Source organism: Shewanella sp. KT0246, assembly GCF_019654955.1.
Classification (GTDB): Bacteria; Pseudomonadota; Gammaproteobacteria; order Enterobacterales; family Shewanellaceae; genus Shewanella; species Shewanella goraebulensis.
Genome location: NZ_BPEV01000013.1, coordinates 84844 through 100602, shown reverse-complemented (window position 1 = coordinate 100602; position 15759 = coordinate 84844). Strand labels below are relative to the sequence as shown.

General features: G+C 41.9%; 14 protein-coding genes. 12 read left to right on the top strand and 2 right to left on the bottom strand.

Annotated features, from left to right (window positions below; all coding sequences use genetic code 11):
* Positions 1-75: 75 nt before the first annotated feature.
* On the top strand, positions 76-1656 hold the full coding sequence (locus K5Q58_RS08440) for an isocitrate lyase (RefSeq protein WP_220753497.1): 1581 nt from the start codon (positions 76-78) through the stop codon (positions 1654-1656).
* A gap of 389 nt (positions 1657-2045) precedes the next feature.
* Here K5Q58_RS08440 and K5Q58_RS08435 read toward each other — a convergent pair whose 3' ends face one another.
* Positions 2046-4160, bottom strand: a complete 2115-nt coding sequence (locus K5Q58_RS08435) for a TonB-dependent siderophore receptor (RefSeq protein ID WP_220753496.1) — start codon at positions 4158-4160, stop codon at positions 2046-2048.
* Between the two features lie 479 nt (positions 4161-4639).
* Here K5Q58_RS08435 and K5Q58_RS08430 point away from each other — a divergent pair, with 479 nt between their 5' ends.
* From K5Q58_RS08430 to K5Q58_RS08380, 11 genes are all read left to right on the top strand, one after another.
* A complete protein-coding gene (locus tag K5Q58_RS08430; protein WP_259651291.1) occupies positions 4640-5989 on the top strand; it encodes an ADP-ribosylglycohydrolase family protein in 1350 nt (449 codons plus the stop codon).
* A gap of 687 nt (positions 5990-6676) precedes the next feature.
* Complete coding sequence (locus K5Q58_RS08425) at positions 6677-7129, top strand: hypothetical protein (protein WP_220753495.1); 453 nt, start codon at positions 6677-6679, stop codon at positions 7127-7129.
* An 82-nt stretch (positions 7130-7211) separates the two neighbouring features.
* Positions 7212-7712 (top strand): Na+/H+ antiporter subunit E, encoded by a 501-nt coding sequence (locus K5Q58_RS08420; protein ID WP_220753494.1) that lies wholly within the window; start codon positions 7212-7214, stop codon positions 7710-7712.
* On the top strand, positions 7712-8008 hold the full coding sequence (locus tag K5Q58_RS08415; protein WP_220753493.1) for a monovalent cation/H+ antiporter complex subunit F: 297 nt from the start codon (positions 7712-7714) through the stop codon (positions 8006-8008). The genes K5Q58_RS08420 and K5Q58_RS08415 overlap by 1 nt, the downstream gene beginning before the upstream one ends.
* Positions 8005-8346, top strand: coding sequence for a monovalent cation/H(+) antiporter subunit G (gene mnhG / locus K5Q58_RS08410; RefSeq protein WP_220753492.1), 342 nt, complete (start codon positions 8005-8007; stop codon positions 8344-8346). Before K5Q58_RS08415 ends, mnhG begins: the two co-directional genes overlap by 4 nt.
* A 26-nt stretch (positions 8347-8372) precedes the next feature.
* Complete coding sequence (locus K5Q58_RS08405) at positions 8373-9368, top strand: Na(+)/H(+) antiporter subunit B (RefSeq protein ID WP_259651290.1); 996 nt, start codon at positions 8373-8375, stop codon at positions 9366-9368.
* Positions 9349-9711 carry a cation:proton antiporter subunit C gene (locus K5Q58_RS08400; protein ID WP_220753491.1) on the top strand — a complete coding sequence of 121 codons (363 nt, stop codon included), beginning with the start codon at positions 9349-9351 and terminating at the stop codon, positions 9709-9711. Before K5Q58_RS08405 ends, K5Q58_RS08400 begins: the two co-directional genes overlap by 20 nt.
* Entirely contained in the window at positions 9711-11189 is a 1479-nt protein-coding gene (locus K5Q58_RS08395; protein WP_220753490.1) for a monovalent cation/H+ antiporter subunit D family protein, read from the top strand. Before K5Q58_RS08400 ends, K5Q58_RS08395 begins: the two co-directional genes overlap by 1 nt.
* A complete protein-coding gene (locus K5Q58_RS08390; protein ID WP_220753489.1) occupies positions 11186-12673 on the top strand; it encodes a monovalent cation/H+ antiporter subunit D family protein in 1488 nt (495 codons plus the stop codon). Before K5Q58_RS08395 ends, K5Q58_RS08390 begins: the two co-directional genes overlap by 4 nt.
* A complete protein-coding gene (locus K5Q58_RS08385) occupies positions 12666-13016 on the top strand; it encodes a hypothetical protein (RefSeq protein ID WP_220753488.1) in 351 nt (116 codons plus the stop codon). The genes K5Q58_RS08390 and K5Q58_RS08385 overlap by 8 nt, the downstream gene beginning before the upstream one ends.
* The gene (locus tag K5Q58_RS08380; RefSeq protein ID WP_220753487.1) at positions 13003-14703 is read left to right on the top strand and encodes a Na(+)/H(+) antiporter subunit D; all 1701 of its coding nucleotides are present in this window, start codon (positions 13003-13005) and stop codon (positions 14701-14703) included. The genes K5Q58_RS08385 and K5Q58_RS08380 overlap by 14 nt, the downstream gene beginning before the upstream one ends.
* A 186-nt stretch (positions 14704-14889) precedes the next feature.
* Here K5Q58_RS08380 and K5Q58_RS08375 read toward each other — a convergent pair whose 3' ends face one another.
* Positions 14890-15321 (bottom strand): septal ring lytic transglycosylase RlpA family protein, encoded by a 432-nt coding sequence (locus tag K5Q58_RS08375; RefSeq protein WP_220753486.1) that lies wholly within the window; start codon positions 15319-15321, stop codon positions 14890-14892.
* Between the last annotated feature and the right edge of the window lie 438 nt (positions 15322-15759).

The window sequence follows — 15759 nt, the reverse complement described above, 5'->3', positions numbered from 1 at the left end:
CTTATTTAACCAAATCTAACTATTATTTTCAACGTAATCAATTGCCGCTAATCTATTTGTTAAAGGGATATACACATGACTAACTACAGAAGTAATATCGATGAAGCTGCTACCTTGATTAATTCGGAAGGTAGTGCATGGAATGCCATCAACCCAGAGTCAGTCGCTCGTATGCGTCTACAAAATCGCTTTAAGACCGGGTTAGACATCGCAAAGTACACTGCTAAGATTATGCGTGAAGACATGGATAACTACGACAAAGACTCGTCGCAGTATACTCAGTCTCTAGGTTGCTGGCATGGTTTTATTGGCCAACAGAAAATGATCTCTATTAAGAAGCACCTGTTAACGACCAAACGTCGTTACCTTTACCTTTCAGGTTGGATGGTTGCAGCACTTCGTAGTGAATTCGGTCCGTTGCCTGACCAATCAATGCATGAAAAGACCTCTGTCGCTTCACTGATTAAAGAACTATACACTTTCCTTCGTCAAGCAGATGCCCGTGAACTCGGTGGTTTGTTCCGTGAGTTAGATACTGCTGCAGAAGCTGATAAAGCGGCGATTCAAGATAAGATTGATAACTTCGAAACCCACGTTGTACCGATTATTGCCGATATCGATGCAGGTTTTGGTAACGAAGAAGCCACTTACTTGATGGCGAAACAAATGATTGAAGCTGGTGCTTGTTGTATTCAACTAGAAAACCAAGTTTCTGACGTTAAACAATGTGGACACCAAGACGGTAAAGTCACCGTGCCACATGTTGAATTTTTAGCAAAAATCAATGCTGTTCGTTATGCATTCTTAGAGCTTGGTATTGATGACGGCGTTATTGTTGCTCGTACCGATTCATTAGGTGCTGGTCTTACCCAAAAGATTGCTGTGACTAATGAAGCAGGCGATTTAGGTGAACAATACAACTCATTCTTAGAAGTTGAAGCTGTTGATACCGCTAATCTAAATAACGGTGATGTAGTATTCCAGCAAGACGGGCAGCTTGTTAAACCAGCTCGTCTTCCAAATGGTTTATTTAAGTTCCGTGCAGGTACTGGTGAAGAACGTTGTGTGCTTGATTGTATTACTTCATTGCAAAATGGCGCTGACTTATTGTGGATTGAAACAGAAAAGCCACATGTATCTCAAATTGGCGGTATGGTGAACGAAATCCGTAAAGTTATCCCAAATGCCAAGCTTGTTTACAACAACTCGCCATCGTTTAACTGGACGCTTAACTTCCGTCAGCAAGTATTTGATGCAATGCAAGAAGCTGGGCAAGACGTATCAGCTTACGACCGTAACCAGTTAATGAGCGTTGATTACGATAATACTGACCTTGCTGTACAAGCTGATGAAAAAATCCGTACTTTCCAAGCTGATGCAGCGCGTGAAGCGGGTATTTTCCATCATCTTATTACATTGCCGACTTACCATACTGCAGCCCTATCAACTGATAACTTGGCTAAAGAGTACTTCGGTGACCAAGGCATGTTGGGTTATGTTGCTAATGTTCAACGTAAGGAAATCCGTCAAGGTATCGCCTGTGTTAAACATCAAAACATGGCTGGTTCTGATATGGGTGATGCACATAAAGAGTACTTCTCTGGTGACCAAGCCCTTAAGGCATCTGGTAAAGACAACACGATGAACCAGTTTTAATCAATCGTACTTTGCTTATTGATGTGTTGAACTGAAATAACATTCTACGTTAATGAAAAGCCTGCTAATTAGCAGGCTTTTTTACATTCAATGAGTTCAGTGTTCCGACAATTGCGTCGCTGGCGATTATCGAGTTATTCCTAGTAGCGTTACTGCCGAAAGTAAGACAAAAAAACTGCAGCTGATACAGTATTACTAACTAAACACCTGAAATTGCGTCGCTGTTGCCTACCCAATTAACCCGAGTAGCGTTACTGCCGATAGTAAGACAAAAAAGCCGCTGCTTTTGGCCACGGAGTTGACTGGTGTCAAACTCCTTATTTCGAGCTAAGCAAAAAGTAGCGGCTGATGCAGTCTTACTGAGGTTAAGTAGCTACTTAACCTATAAGTTAGAACTGATACTTAACACTCGCAGTGAAATTAAGCGGCTCGCCCGGCATGGTCCACAGCTTATGATATGAGCTTTCAAAATACTGTTCATCAAATAAGTTGTTCACATCAAGCATGACGCTGAATTTACTGGTGAGATTTACCGCTGCTGATAAGTTCACTAACGTATATGCTGGCAAAATATAATCAGGATCGGTTGTCTCACCTAGACGATCACCAACGTAATTCACAGTGGCGCCGAAGTAAGCTTCTTTACCCATAATATCTGTGTAATGTCTTAATGCAATATGCCCCACATGCTCAGCGACGTTGATTAAGCGCGAGCCTTTAGGAATTGGTACGCCCCAGTCATTATCAATCAAGTCTTTTGCCGTTCTTGCATCGGTATAAGCATAAGCTAAGTCAATACTCGTATCAGCGGTTAGCTGAGTACTAAGCTGAAATTCAACGCCCTGACTTTCAACTTCACCTAAGGTAGCTGATAGCCCTGTATCGGGCTCTGCCGTTAGCATATTAGTTTTACTGGCATCATAAACTGCAAGGCTACCAGAGAATCTATCGGCAACGTTTTGCCACTTAAGACCAATCTCGAATGATTTTGTTGTTTCTGGATCGAATGCATTTCTTTCAGAATCAAGACCAGGGTTAGGTCTAAAGCCTTCTGCATAACTGGTATATAAATTAATATTATCATCCAGTTCATAGACTAAACCAAAGCGAGAAGATACCTCAGTATGTTCTTGCTCTTGTGATTCATTATCAAGTTTATTGAATATTTTTTGATTAAATTGATCAACCCTGAAGCCAACTAAAAGCTTGGTTCTATCAGTTAATTCAATCAAGTCTTGTGCATATAAACCAAGCCCTTCTTGCTCCTCAGAGGTTAGCGTCGTTGGCGACGTTTCAGGTTGATCCATGGTGTAGTCAGGGTTATTGGGATCGATTGCATAAGTTGTGTCACCTGATCCCCATGCAGTTCTCCATACTCTGTAATCAGTGTCTAATTGGTAGTTATAGTAATCTACCCCAACCAATAGATTATTTTTAAAGCCACCAAGTGTTACGTCACCACTGATTTCAAATCGTGCAGACAAGTCTTGAGCTTGATAATCACGCTCTCTTCGTTGTCTTGATAACAAATCAGGATTTGTATAAATCAGCTGACGGCCATCAGATAGCTCAGCATCTGAAGACTGGCCTTTAAAAGACGAGTCTCTATAAGCTAAGCCTGTTAATAAGTGCCAATGATCATTTAACTGATGATTTAATACTAATTGATGGCCAAGAGCCTCAACCGTGTGTGCCCCATCTCGGGGATCACCATAGAAAGCAGAAGTATCGACTGAATCAAAGTCGTTATCTAACACATAGACACCACGATCTAATGGTTTCTTCTGGTTAAGAATTTCCATTTCATAACTTAAACTCGTCGTATTAGAAATGTTCCACAACAAAGAAGGGCTTAAGTTTAAACTTTCAACATCAACATGATCTCTAAAGGTATCAGAATCCTCATAGAAGCCGTTGATGCGGTAAGCAACATTGTCAGTCAGCCCTTTAGTGTGGTCAAACTCGACTTGTTTGGTATCGAAGTTACCTAAAGTGCCTTGAATATAGCCTTGCTCTTCAAACTGCGGCTTTTTAGTAATGATATTGACGGTACCACCCGGCTCACCTTGTCCATACAGTGCCGAACCAGGTCCTTTCATTACTTCAATCGTTTCAATATTGGCCGTATTGCGATTACCGTTATAACCGCGAGAGTTAAAGCCGTTAACTAAGTAACCTGTTGGGTTATTCTCATCCCCAGAAAAACCACGAATAGCAAAGCTATCAAACATGCCGCCTGAGTTATTCTGTCTAACGATACTCGGAGAATAATCCAAGGCATCCATAAAACGCGTAATACCTTCATTTTTGATGGTATCAGCATTAATCCGATCAACTGCTTGTGGAGTGTCAATCAACGGCACATTGCCGCGGTATGGCTGCCAATGCCTGCGTACCTCAATGCGTTCAATATCATCACTATTTTCAGACGTTTGCTCAATAATATCTTGTGCTAATGCGCCATTAGAAATGACAATTAACGAACATAAAAGGTGCTTCTTCACGTACTTTTCTCTTATATAGGGAACCAATTTTCGCGCTATGTTACAACATATCATTTACTACAGTCAAAGATACATTAATGACTCCCTACAATGTAGTCACAGTAGCAAGCAGCGACAGTCAATCAATAAAGGATTAGTGATTGATTTTATAAATTAAAAACCTGGTAGATGAATTAACAAGAAATAACACCAAACTGAAGAAGCTTTGTTCTAACAGATTCAATAAAAACATGCGCAATGTAAAAATTGTCTCAAGCGCTGCTTTCTTAACGGCTTAGATTAAATCCTTTTTGTGCGCATGTGAGCAAACTACCCACTCTATTGTTAATCAACATTCAAAAATCAAAATGTAAATGAACCCACTTAACTAATTATTACAGGATAATGTTACAGGATAATTTTTTGTTGATTTTTCATCCTGCTAATTACTATATTAAATAGCGATGTAACCGCTTTCATTTTAATGGTGAGTAGAAAATATGAAATTTCTTTTTGTTTTATTTTTAGCCCTATTCTCCTTGGCTGCCTGTCAAAGTCCAAGGCAAATTTCTACCACAATTAAAGAGCAAACATCGATTAATCATTCAGCCATGTCTGTTGATAAAACCAAGAAAATATCTAGGGAAAGTTACGCTGAGAAGCTTTATGGCTTTTGGCTAGGACAATCTATCGCCAATTGGACAGGTCTGGTGACTGAAATGGACAAAATTGGTGATATTGGCGATCTAAAAACAGGCAAATTTTACACTCGAGATGATTGGGGAATGCCAGATCAACCAAGTATTTGGGGACAAGGAGTGCCTAGCGACTTATCAACAAACATTGATTTTGTTTTCCGAAACCCAGGAGAAGTATGGGGCTCTGATGACGATACTGACATTGAATATATGTATCAATATCTATTAGCAAGCAAAAACACAAGCATGCTCACTCCAGAACAAATTCGAGAGGGTTGGTTAAAACATATTAGGCATGATGAAGAAAACTACTTATGGGTTTCTAACCAACGAGCTTTTGATCTGATGAATCAAGGTATGTTGCCACCGGAAACGGGAAAAGCCACAAATAATGAACACTTTGACATGATAGATGCTCAGCTAACCACTGAGATATTTGGACTTTTCGCTCCGACTAGGCCAGACATTGCACTAAAAATAGCTGAGTTACCTATCAAAACCACAGCAAGAGAAGATGCTGAATACATAGCTAAATTTTATGTTGTGATGCACTCTCTGGCTTCATCTGTAGACGACACTATCCCAATTAAAGAACAAATGACATGGATGGCAACTCAAGCTCGACAAGTGTTGCCTAATACTTCCTATGCAGCAGCTATGTACGATTACGTCACCCAATTACATAACTCCGGTATTCCTTGGGAACAAGCAAGAGATTTAATATATCAGCGTTACCAAGTTAATCAGCAAGATGGCTATGATATAACGTCCCGAAAGCTCTATTGTAATGGCTGTTTTGCTGCGGGAATTAACTTTGCTGCCAGTATCATCAGTTTGCATTATGGTGAAGGAGATATAAAAGAGACCATCAAAATTGGCTCATTGGCAGGCTGGGATTCAGATAACCCAACCGCAACATGGGGAGGGCTAATCGGCTTTATGATCGGTAAAGGTGGAGTAGAAAAGGCCTTTGATAGGAAGTTTGCAAATCAGTTTAATATCCACCGCACTCGGCAAAACTTTCCAAATGAAGGCATTGACACCTTTGAAAACATGGCAGAAACAGGCCTTCAAGTAGTCGATAATGTAGTTACTCAAATGATGGGAGGCACTATTGAAAATAATATGTGGATCATTCCAGTAACTGAATGATATTCGCCTCTCCTTTGATAAACAGATAACAGATAAGTCATCTCTCAAGCCCTAGCTCTGTTTAAGGAGAGCTCAATCATTTTAAAGAGGAAGCAGACTTAGGGTGGAACAATACAAAAACACTCGATGCTGCTTTTGATTAAAATTGCAGAATTTAATCATTAAAAATTTTATTTTTTCATCACAATATCTGGCAAAATATAATTCCAACAAAATAGACTTACCGAAGAGTGCTATATCAACACCTTGACTATAAAGTCAAAATTCATCAAAAAATGATGTCAAAGTGACTAGCTCAGGCGTCAAGTTTGAGTCATTAACCAAACACCCCTTCACACTACATATTAGAACTTATTCACATAACGTGAATAATGTCGTCAAATCAAAAAATATTCAGTTTACACATAGTTAGTATTTTAATTTAAACCATTTGTGTTATAAATGAACTACAAGGTTAATGAATACGCCTTATTGTTAATTAAATGCAACACTTACACGAGTCCAGTATTCATTGGTGCTAATACATTAATGGTTTAAGCGCTGTATATTTTTAAAGCTTCACAGCGAACTAGTATTAACGAATTAAAACTGAACATGTCGAGTGAGCATAGCGGCTAAAAGAATGCTGCACCAATAGATTTTAGTAGGTGAGTTTGCAATAAGAAAAATTATAAAAAAGGAGTTTATATGAAGTTTATCCAACTATTAGCGCTATCAATATTCACTCTCGTTTTTTCACTGTCTGCAGCTTCTCAAAATGCTAAAGACGAAGAACAGTTCGTTTTATCTTCTTGCATGACAGTACATAAACAATCGACAGTCACATCAACTGAGCCATGTGCTTACTACATACAAGGTTTTCTTGCAGGAACCTTAAACACCACTCAACAATACGAACTTAGAAAAAATTCTGAGGGGTTTTCAGAAAGGGCCTATCGTACTCGGGTCGGTAATAAAACATCAAAAATTATCCCCACAGAAGTCTGCATACAAGCTGATGAAACTCGCAAACAGCTTGTTGATAGAGTCGTTGATGAAACAATAAACCACTTGTCACCATCCACAGATTCTTTGCAAGGATTGCACAGTCAAATTTATCAAACATTAGCCAAAGAGTCGTCTTGCCAACAGGATAATTAGTTGGTTAATAAAATAGCAATTTAGAGTGATTACACTCGCCTAGGTTTAAGTAGCAGTTAACTAACACAAAACAATAATCAATATGAAACAAGAAAATAAAAGCAGCGTTGTTCCGAGCCATCGGCTTATCTTGATATTAACACTCGCCCTATTTTGGTGGATTAACTCAAATTACAGTAATCCACTTTTACTGTCGCTGGGTGCAGGTTCAATCATGCTAGTGCTTTACATTACTCAAAAAATGGATGTGATCGATCAAGAAACTCACCTTGTTCGTCTCAATGCCAGTATGCTGCGTTACTTACCGTGGTTAGTAAAAGAGGTCATTTTATCTAACATCAGTGTGGTTAAACATATCTGGATGGGTAACAAGAGTATCTCACCAACCCTGACCACCATCGACACTCGACAGTGCTCAGATATCAATAAAGTGACCTACGCCAACTCCATCACCCTAACCCCAGGGACTGTAGCGATAGACTTAATTGATGACCAAATCACCGTTCATGCTTTACATGAATCAGACATTGAAACACTAAAAGCCGGTGAGATGGACCGCCGGGTAAGGGAGCTTGAAAACTAATGTTAGCTGCTGCCACAATCGCCATTCTTGTTGTTATGTTACTCGCGATCATTCGCTGTATCGTCGGCCCCACCTTGTATGACCGCATATTAGCCTTCAACTTTTTTGGCACTAAAGCCATTCTGTTGATTTCAGTTTTAGGCTTTTTAATGGGACGTCCAGAGTTTCTCGACATTGCTCTTGTTTATGCCCTGATTAACTTTATCAGTGTCATTGGGGTATTACGTTATTCAGACTCGGCCGAGTTTAAAGTTGCTCCTTATAAACCCCGAACAACTAAGGAGGGTGAAGAATGAACCTCGCGCTAGAAATAATCAGTGGTTTATGCCTGCTCATTGGTAGTTTTCTTTGCTTTTCAGGTGGAATTGGGATTATGCGTTTTCCTGATTTCTACACCCGCATGCATGCGGTAAGCGTTACCGACACCTTAGGTGCAAGCTTAGTGTTAATAGGCTTAATGCTGCAAAGTCCAAATGGTTTAGTCCTCATTAAACTCATTTTGATCCTCGTGTGTACGCTATTTATTAACCCATCTGCCAGTCATGCATTAGCAAAAGCAGCACTGCAAAATGGCCTGTTACCGCAACAGGGCAAGCCTGACAATCAGGGAGGGAACAAGCCATCGAAGCCTTAGTAGATATAATACTGTTAATATTTTTAGTGGTCATTGCCATTGCAATCGTTCGCACCAAAGATCTGTTAGCTGTTGTCATGTTAAGCGGCATTTATGGCTTATTGTCAGCCTGTTTCTTTGTGGTGCTGGATGCTGTTGACGTGGCCTTTACTGAAGCGGCAGTGGGAGCTGGTATATCTGGCTTACTCATGCTGGCAGCGATTACCATTACCGGTCGAAAAGAAGCACCAAAACGACACAAACCCTTTCTGGCTCTATTTGTTGTGCTCGTCACAGGTAGTATGTTGATATACGGCACCATGGATATGCCTTATTTTGGCGCTGTTGATGCGCCAGTGCATCAACATGTCGCTCCGCGTTATATTCAGCAATCAATGGAAGAAGTCGGCATTCCGAATATCGTGACTTCAGTTTTAGGAAGCTACCGTGCCTTTGATACCTTAGGCGAAGTTGCAGTAATTTTCACAGCCGGTATTGGTGTGCTTTCTTTACTATCACTGCCTCGACGTCGTAAAAAACCGCATTCTGACGACGCAACTGAAGAGCAAATGCATGAGCGCCACATGGTGGTGCGTATTGTCAGTAAAGCACTTATTCCTTTCATCTTACTGTTTGCATTATATGTACAATTCCATGGTGATTTTGGCCCTGGTGGCGGCTTCCAAGCAGGGGTAATTTTCGCAGCAGCGATTATTCTCTACACCATGCTATTTGGCTTAGACACCGCACAAAAGGTCTTCAACCCATCGATCATTCAACTGCTAGCGGCTGTAGGGCTTTTACTGTACGCCTCTGTTGGGGTTGTTTCGATGCTAAATGGAGCAAACTTCCTCGACTATAACGTGTTAGCGGATGAACCTTTGACAGGTCAACATATCGGCATACTCGTGATTGAATTAGGCGTAGGTATCACCGTTGCGTCAGTCATGCTGAGTATCTTTTTCAACTTTGATGCACGCAGACAAGCCATCCAAAACAATAACAAACAAAAAGGGGAGCAAGATGTTTCTCGGACTTTATAATTATTGGATCGTAGTCCTGCTGATGATGATTGGTTTTTATATCGTTATCGCCCATGGCAACCTCGTAAAAAAATTAGTTGGCTTAACGATTTTCCAAACCTCTGTATTTATCTTTTACATCAGTGTAGGCATGGTTGAGCGTGGCAGCGCGCCTATCCTAGCTGAAGGGATCAACGACTACTCTAACCCACTTCCTCATGTGTTAATTCTTACCGCGATTGTGGTGGGTATTGCAACCACAGCACTTGGACTTGCCCTCGTCATCAGAATCAAAGAATCCTATGGCTGCGTCGAAGAAGATGAGATCCAAAAACTAGATCAGCTAAACGAGGAAAATTCATAGTGTTAGCTCACCTGCCTATTTTACAAGTCGTGATACCACTAATGGCAGCGCCATTATGCTGGTTCTTAAACCGGTCGAAACTGGTGTGGATTTTTGCTTTGTTGGTTTGCTCTGCGACCTTTATCAACAGCGTACTGTTACTAATAGAAGTGATGAAATCTGGCACCATCATCTATGAACTCGGGGGATGGGAAGCACCTTGGGGAATTGAATATCGTATAGATAAACTCAATGCCTTTTTACTGCTCATTATCTCAAGCATAGGTACTGTGGTGTTATTTGCTGCAAACACCAGCATTCAAAAAGAATTAAGCGAAGATCGCCACACCCTGTTTTACAGCCTTTACCTGTTATCTCTAACCGGTATGTTCGGCATTGTAGCGACGGGCGACGCATTTAATGTGTTTGTATTTTTAGAGATTTCCTCACTGTCTGCATACGCCTTAATTGCCTTAGGTAAAGACAGACGAGCACTGTGGGCGGCGTTCCAATACCTGATTATGGGTACCATTGGTGCAACCTTTATTTTGATTGGTATTGGTATGCTTTATCAAATGACGGGCACACTCAATATGAGCGATCTCGCCGAACGCTTAGTTGACGTTGGCCACACCCGCACGGTATTTGCAGCTTTCGCCTTCTTAATTGTCGGCATCTGTTTAAAGCTTGCACTGTTCCCACTTCACCTGTGGTTGCCTAATGCTTATGCCTATGCACCTTCAATCGTCACAGCGTTTTTAGCAGCCACCTCAACCAAGGTTGCTGTTTACCTGCTAATCCGCTTTACCTTTACCGTATTTGGTATCTCGTTCTCGTTCACTAGCCTGCCTTTACAAGACATTTTAATGGTGCTTGGACTTGTGGGTGTTTTTGTCGCTTCTGCCACGGCAATATATCAGCAAAATGTTAAACATATTTTGGCCTACTCAAGTATCGCTCAAGTGGGTTACATGATTATTGGTTATTCAATTAACACCAGCACTGGCGTAATGGCAACACTACTGCATCTGTTTAACCATGCCTTAATGAAAGGCGCCCTCTTTTTAGCATTAGGTGCGGTAATGTACCGTATTGGCAGCGTACAACTAAGCCAATTCCAAGGGCTAGGTCGACAAATGCCATTGACCATGTCCGCCATTGTCATTGGTGGATTAAGCCTAATTGGTGTGCCATTAACCGTAGGGTTTGTCAGTAAATGGTATCTACTTATCGCCAGTGTAGAAGCAGGGATGTGGCCAGTCGCAGTGCTGCTCCTTTTAGGTTCGTTACTGGCCGTTGTTTATATCTGGCGGATTGTCGAAATGGCTTATTTCAGACCACCACTGCCTGGGCGCGATACGGTTAAAGAGGCGCCTTGGACATTCCTTGCCCCTATTTGGACCCTAGTGATCGCTAATATCTATTTCGGTATCGATACTCGCCTAAGTGTGCAAGTTGCACAGGCGGCTTCTCAAAGCTTGTTTGGAATAAACCCATGAATCCATCTTTGGCGCTGATGTTACAGCTAACTATCCTATTGCCTTTGCTAGCAACCTTTGCAATTGCAATCACAGGAAAGAAACCTAACCTTCGTGAGGCGGTCACCATAAGTATTAGCCTTGTGGTGCTTTACTGCGTGGTCAATCTCTATCAAGCACTTAAAGCAGGAGCAAGCATTGAAGTATCATGGTGGGAGCTTATGCCGGGCTTAGAGATAAGCTTTGTTGTAGAACCGCTAGGTATGTTATTCGCACTGATTGCGAGCTTCCTTTGGTTAATCACCACCATTTATGCCATCGGTTATATGCGTGGTCACAATGAAGACAACCAAACCCGCTTTTACATCTGCTTCGCGTTAGCGATTAGTGCGGTAATGGGGCTCGCGTTTTCAGCCAATCTATTTACCCTGTTTGTCTTCTATGAAGTGCTTACGCTGTCTACTTATCCGCTGGTTACCCATGCAGGAACAGAAAAAGCCAAGCAAGGTGGGCGCGTCTATTTGGGTATTTTGCTCGGCACCTCAATCGCCTTCTTCCTGTTAGCCATTATTTTAACTTGGTTCATCACAGGCACCCTAGAGTTTACCGCTGGCGGTGTGTTTGACGCCGATGTAGATACCACTATTGCAGGCGCAATTTTAGTGCTATTTATATTTGGTATTGGTAAGGCTGCCATGATGCCGTTTCATCGCTGGCTGCCTGCAGCGATGGTGGCGCCAACCCCAGTAAGCGCACTTTTACATGCTGTGGCAGTGGTAAAAGCTGGGGTATTTACGGTACTTAAGGTTTGTATTTTTATTTTTGGACTCGACCTATTACCTAAACTACCTACGACTGAGTTTTTGCTGCATTTAGCGGCACTTTCAGTGTTGCTGGCTTCAATTGTTGCCATGCGACAAGACAACTTAAAAGCAAGACTAGCCTACTCTACTGTCAGCCAATTGGGCTATATCACTATCGGTGCCCTACTCGCCACCCAGTCTGGTGTTATCGGCAGTTCAATGCATATTGCCTCTCACGCCTTTGGCAAAATCACCTTGTTCTTTTGTGCCGGTGCAATTTTGGTCGCCAGTCATAAATCTAAGGTCAGCGAAATGCGCGGCTTAGGCTATACCATGCCAGTCACTATGGCGGCATTTTTCATTGCTAGTCTGAGTATTATCGGCGTTCCACCAGCAGGGGGAACATGGAGTAAATGGTTCCTGTTGATGGGCACGATAGAAACAGGCTATTGGTTAGTCATGGCTACCTTGATGCTCAGCTCATTACTGAATATTGCTTATCTATTACCTATCCCTTACCACGCATTTTTCCCCGGTAAAGACGAGGTGCCAACTAATCGTACGATCAAAGAAGCGCCACTACCCTCTTTGATTGCATTAACTATCACCACATTAGGCTGCTTGATCATGTTCATCCATCCTCAGCCCTTTTATGAATTGGCGAAAGCTATCTTGACTGTATCTGGAGTGAATCATGGATAACGAGAAGCAGTACCTCTTTGATAACCCCAAAAATATCCAACGGGTTTTATACCTGCTATACGCCTGCTGCGGGATACTGGTGATACTTGATTTTGTCATCCATCGTCATGTTTACCATAGTTGGGAAAACTTACCGATTTTCTACCCTATCTATGGTTTTGTAGGCTGTGTCATCTTAGTGTTAATCGCTAGCTGGATGCGGACCTTTTTGATGCGTTCAGAAGATTACTACGGACCCGTTGAAGAACTTGATGACAGCAAGATTGAAATAGTCGACGTCAGCGATGGCCACGCCCACGAAGCTAACAATAACAAGAAAGGTGATCGCAATGTGGATGCTTGAGTTACCGCCGTTTGTGCTGTTTTTAATTGGCGGATTGATTGCTGCTACAACCCGTGGAAAACTCCGCGGTGCATTGATGATAGCGATTCCGGTTTTAGGTGGACTGCATTTGTGGACAGTGCCTGAAGGCGTCCATTTGCAAATGATGTTTTTAGACTACGAAATAGTCCCTTACCGCGCCGATAAATTAAGCCTGATGTTTGGCTATATTTTTCATATTGCCGCGTTTATTGCCATCGTCTATTCATTGCACGTTAAAGACACTGTGCAGCAAGTGGCAGCCATGCTGTATGCAGGCAGCGCCATTGGCGCTGTGTTCGCGGGTGACTTGCTCACCTTGTTTGTGTTTTGGGAATTATTGGCGTTCACCTCAGTATTTCTGATTTGGGCTCGCCGCACACCAGCCGCCTATAGTGCAGGTATGCGCTACCTCATCATGCAGGTACTCTCTGGGGTTATTCTGCTAATTGGCGCGCTATTTTATATCAGCGATACAGGCAGTGCCGCCTTTGACTTTATCGGTTTAGACAGCATCGCTGGTTGGCTTATCTTTATTGCCTTTGGCATTAAGTGTGCGTTCCCTTTTGCTCACACTTGGCTAACCGATGCATACCCTGAAGCCACACCAACAGGGACGGTAATACTCAGTGCCTTCACCACTAAAGTAGCGGTTTATGCACTAGCTCGAGCATACCCTGGTACTGAGCTACTAGTGTATATTGGCGCAGCAATGACCTGTTTCCCAATCTTCTTTGCGGTAATTGAAAACGATTTACGTCGCGTACTTGCTTACAGCTTGATTAACCAAGTAGGCTTTATGGTGGTCGGTATCGGTATTGGTACTTCGCTTGCCTTAAACGGCGCGGTCTCTCACGCCTTTAACGATGTAATCTTTAAAGGCTTACTGTTTATGAGCATGGGCGCTGTGCTGCATATGACAGGAAGAATAAATGGCTCGGATCTTGGCGGACTTTATAAAACCATGCCTAAAACCACCATACTGTGTATTGTGGGTGCAGCCTCTATTTCGGCCTTCCCACTGTTTAGTGGTTTTGTCAGTAAATCAATGGTGATGACAGCTGCTATGGAAACGGGGCATGACTGGGTTTGGTTAATGCTATTGTTTGCTTCAGCAGGTGTATTCCACCATGCAGGCATCAAAATCCCTTACTTTGCCTTCTTCGCCCATGACTCGGGTATTAGAGCAAACGATCCGCCAATCAATATGTTACTGGCAATGTTCATTGCGGCCTGCCTATGTATTGGTATTGGTATCTACCCTGCGGCGCTATACTCGCTGCTGCCATACGATACAGGCTACAACCCATATGATGCGACACACGTACTCGCTCAGACACAGCTACTGTTATTCTCAGCGCTGGCCTTTGTGTGGCTAAACCTTAAAGGTAAGTATCCACCAGAACTACGCTCAACTCACCTTGACGTAGATTGGGTTTACCGACGCTTAGTGCCTAATATTATGCAGCGTATGTTTGCGGTTATTTGGAAAGTGGATGGCGACATTCGTCAATCAGTACGTGGCAAGCTAAGTCAATGTCAGGCATTTTTAGCCCGTCAATACAAAGAGGGTGGTAGCTTTATTTCTAGCGACTATCCATCTGGTAACATGGTGCTTTGGGTCGCAGTTATTCTTGCAACCTATCTGTTTATTGGCTTTGTAAGCTAGAAAGCTCAGTTAAAAAGCTCGGCTTGAAAGGAAATATCTAGATATAAGCTAGCCCGTTTGCTAATACTTTTAGTAAACGGGCTAGCTTTTTTGTTTATGGTTTTTTGTTTTATAGCTTTTTGTTATGTAGCTTCTAAGGTCATAACTAAACTAAGTAGAATCAACGCAATGATGTATTCAACAAAGTTAGTGTTTATACCTGAAAGTATTACTGTCATCTAAAATTTCAATTTTAATTGGAACAATCCCTTGATTAGTGCTGGCGATTTGTTGAAATGACTTTTGAGAAAGGTCAATCACTCGCCCTTTTACAAATGGGCCACGATCATTAATTTTTACATCGACACTTTTGTTATTTGCCGTATTCGTTGCTCTAACGATTGTCCCAAAAGGCAAGGTTTTATGCGCCGCGGTATAAGCTCGCATATTGTACTTCTCACCACTGGCAGTGAGCCTGCCGTGAAATGGATTACCATACCAAGAAGCTTGCCCCACTAGAGCATGAGACTTTGAGTATTGTGTCGTTTTAGATGCATCTATGGGTAAATTAGATGTAGATGAACATCCAGCTAACGTGGCAATAAGTAAAGTGGTAACGGTTAGCTTAAATTTTATCATTCTATCTATTATTCGCTTATTTGAGTGAGGCTGCATTCTGCTGACCATCTTAGAGCACTAACAAATGCACTAATGTACTAGCAGCCAAGTCGGCTTTAGTACGCAGTCTAGGTCAGAACATTTACCCTGTCATCCAACACACCACCATAGCTAGCGCACAATCACACAATCACATAATCACACAATCACACAATCGAATTATCGAATTATCGAATTATCGAATTATCGAATTATCAAGCTTTGTTTAAGCATCATCTAGATAGCAAACTCATAGAGGATATTCGCCAATCAACCAACAAAGGCATGGCGATTGGGAATGTTAAATTTAAAAATGAGATAGAAAAACTCACAAGAAACAGCATGAAACCAAAGAAAATGGGACGACCCTACAAAGCAAAAAATTAAGTTTACTCTGACCCTGACGAATCCCCCACTTAT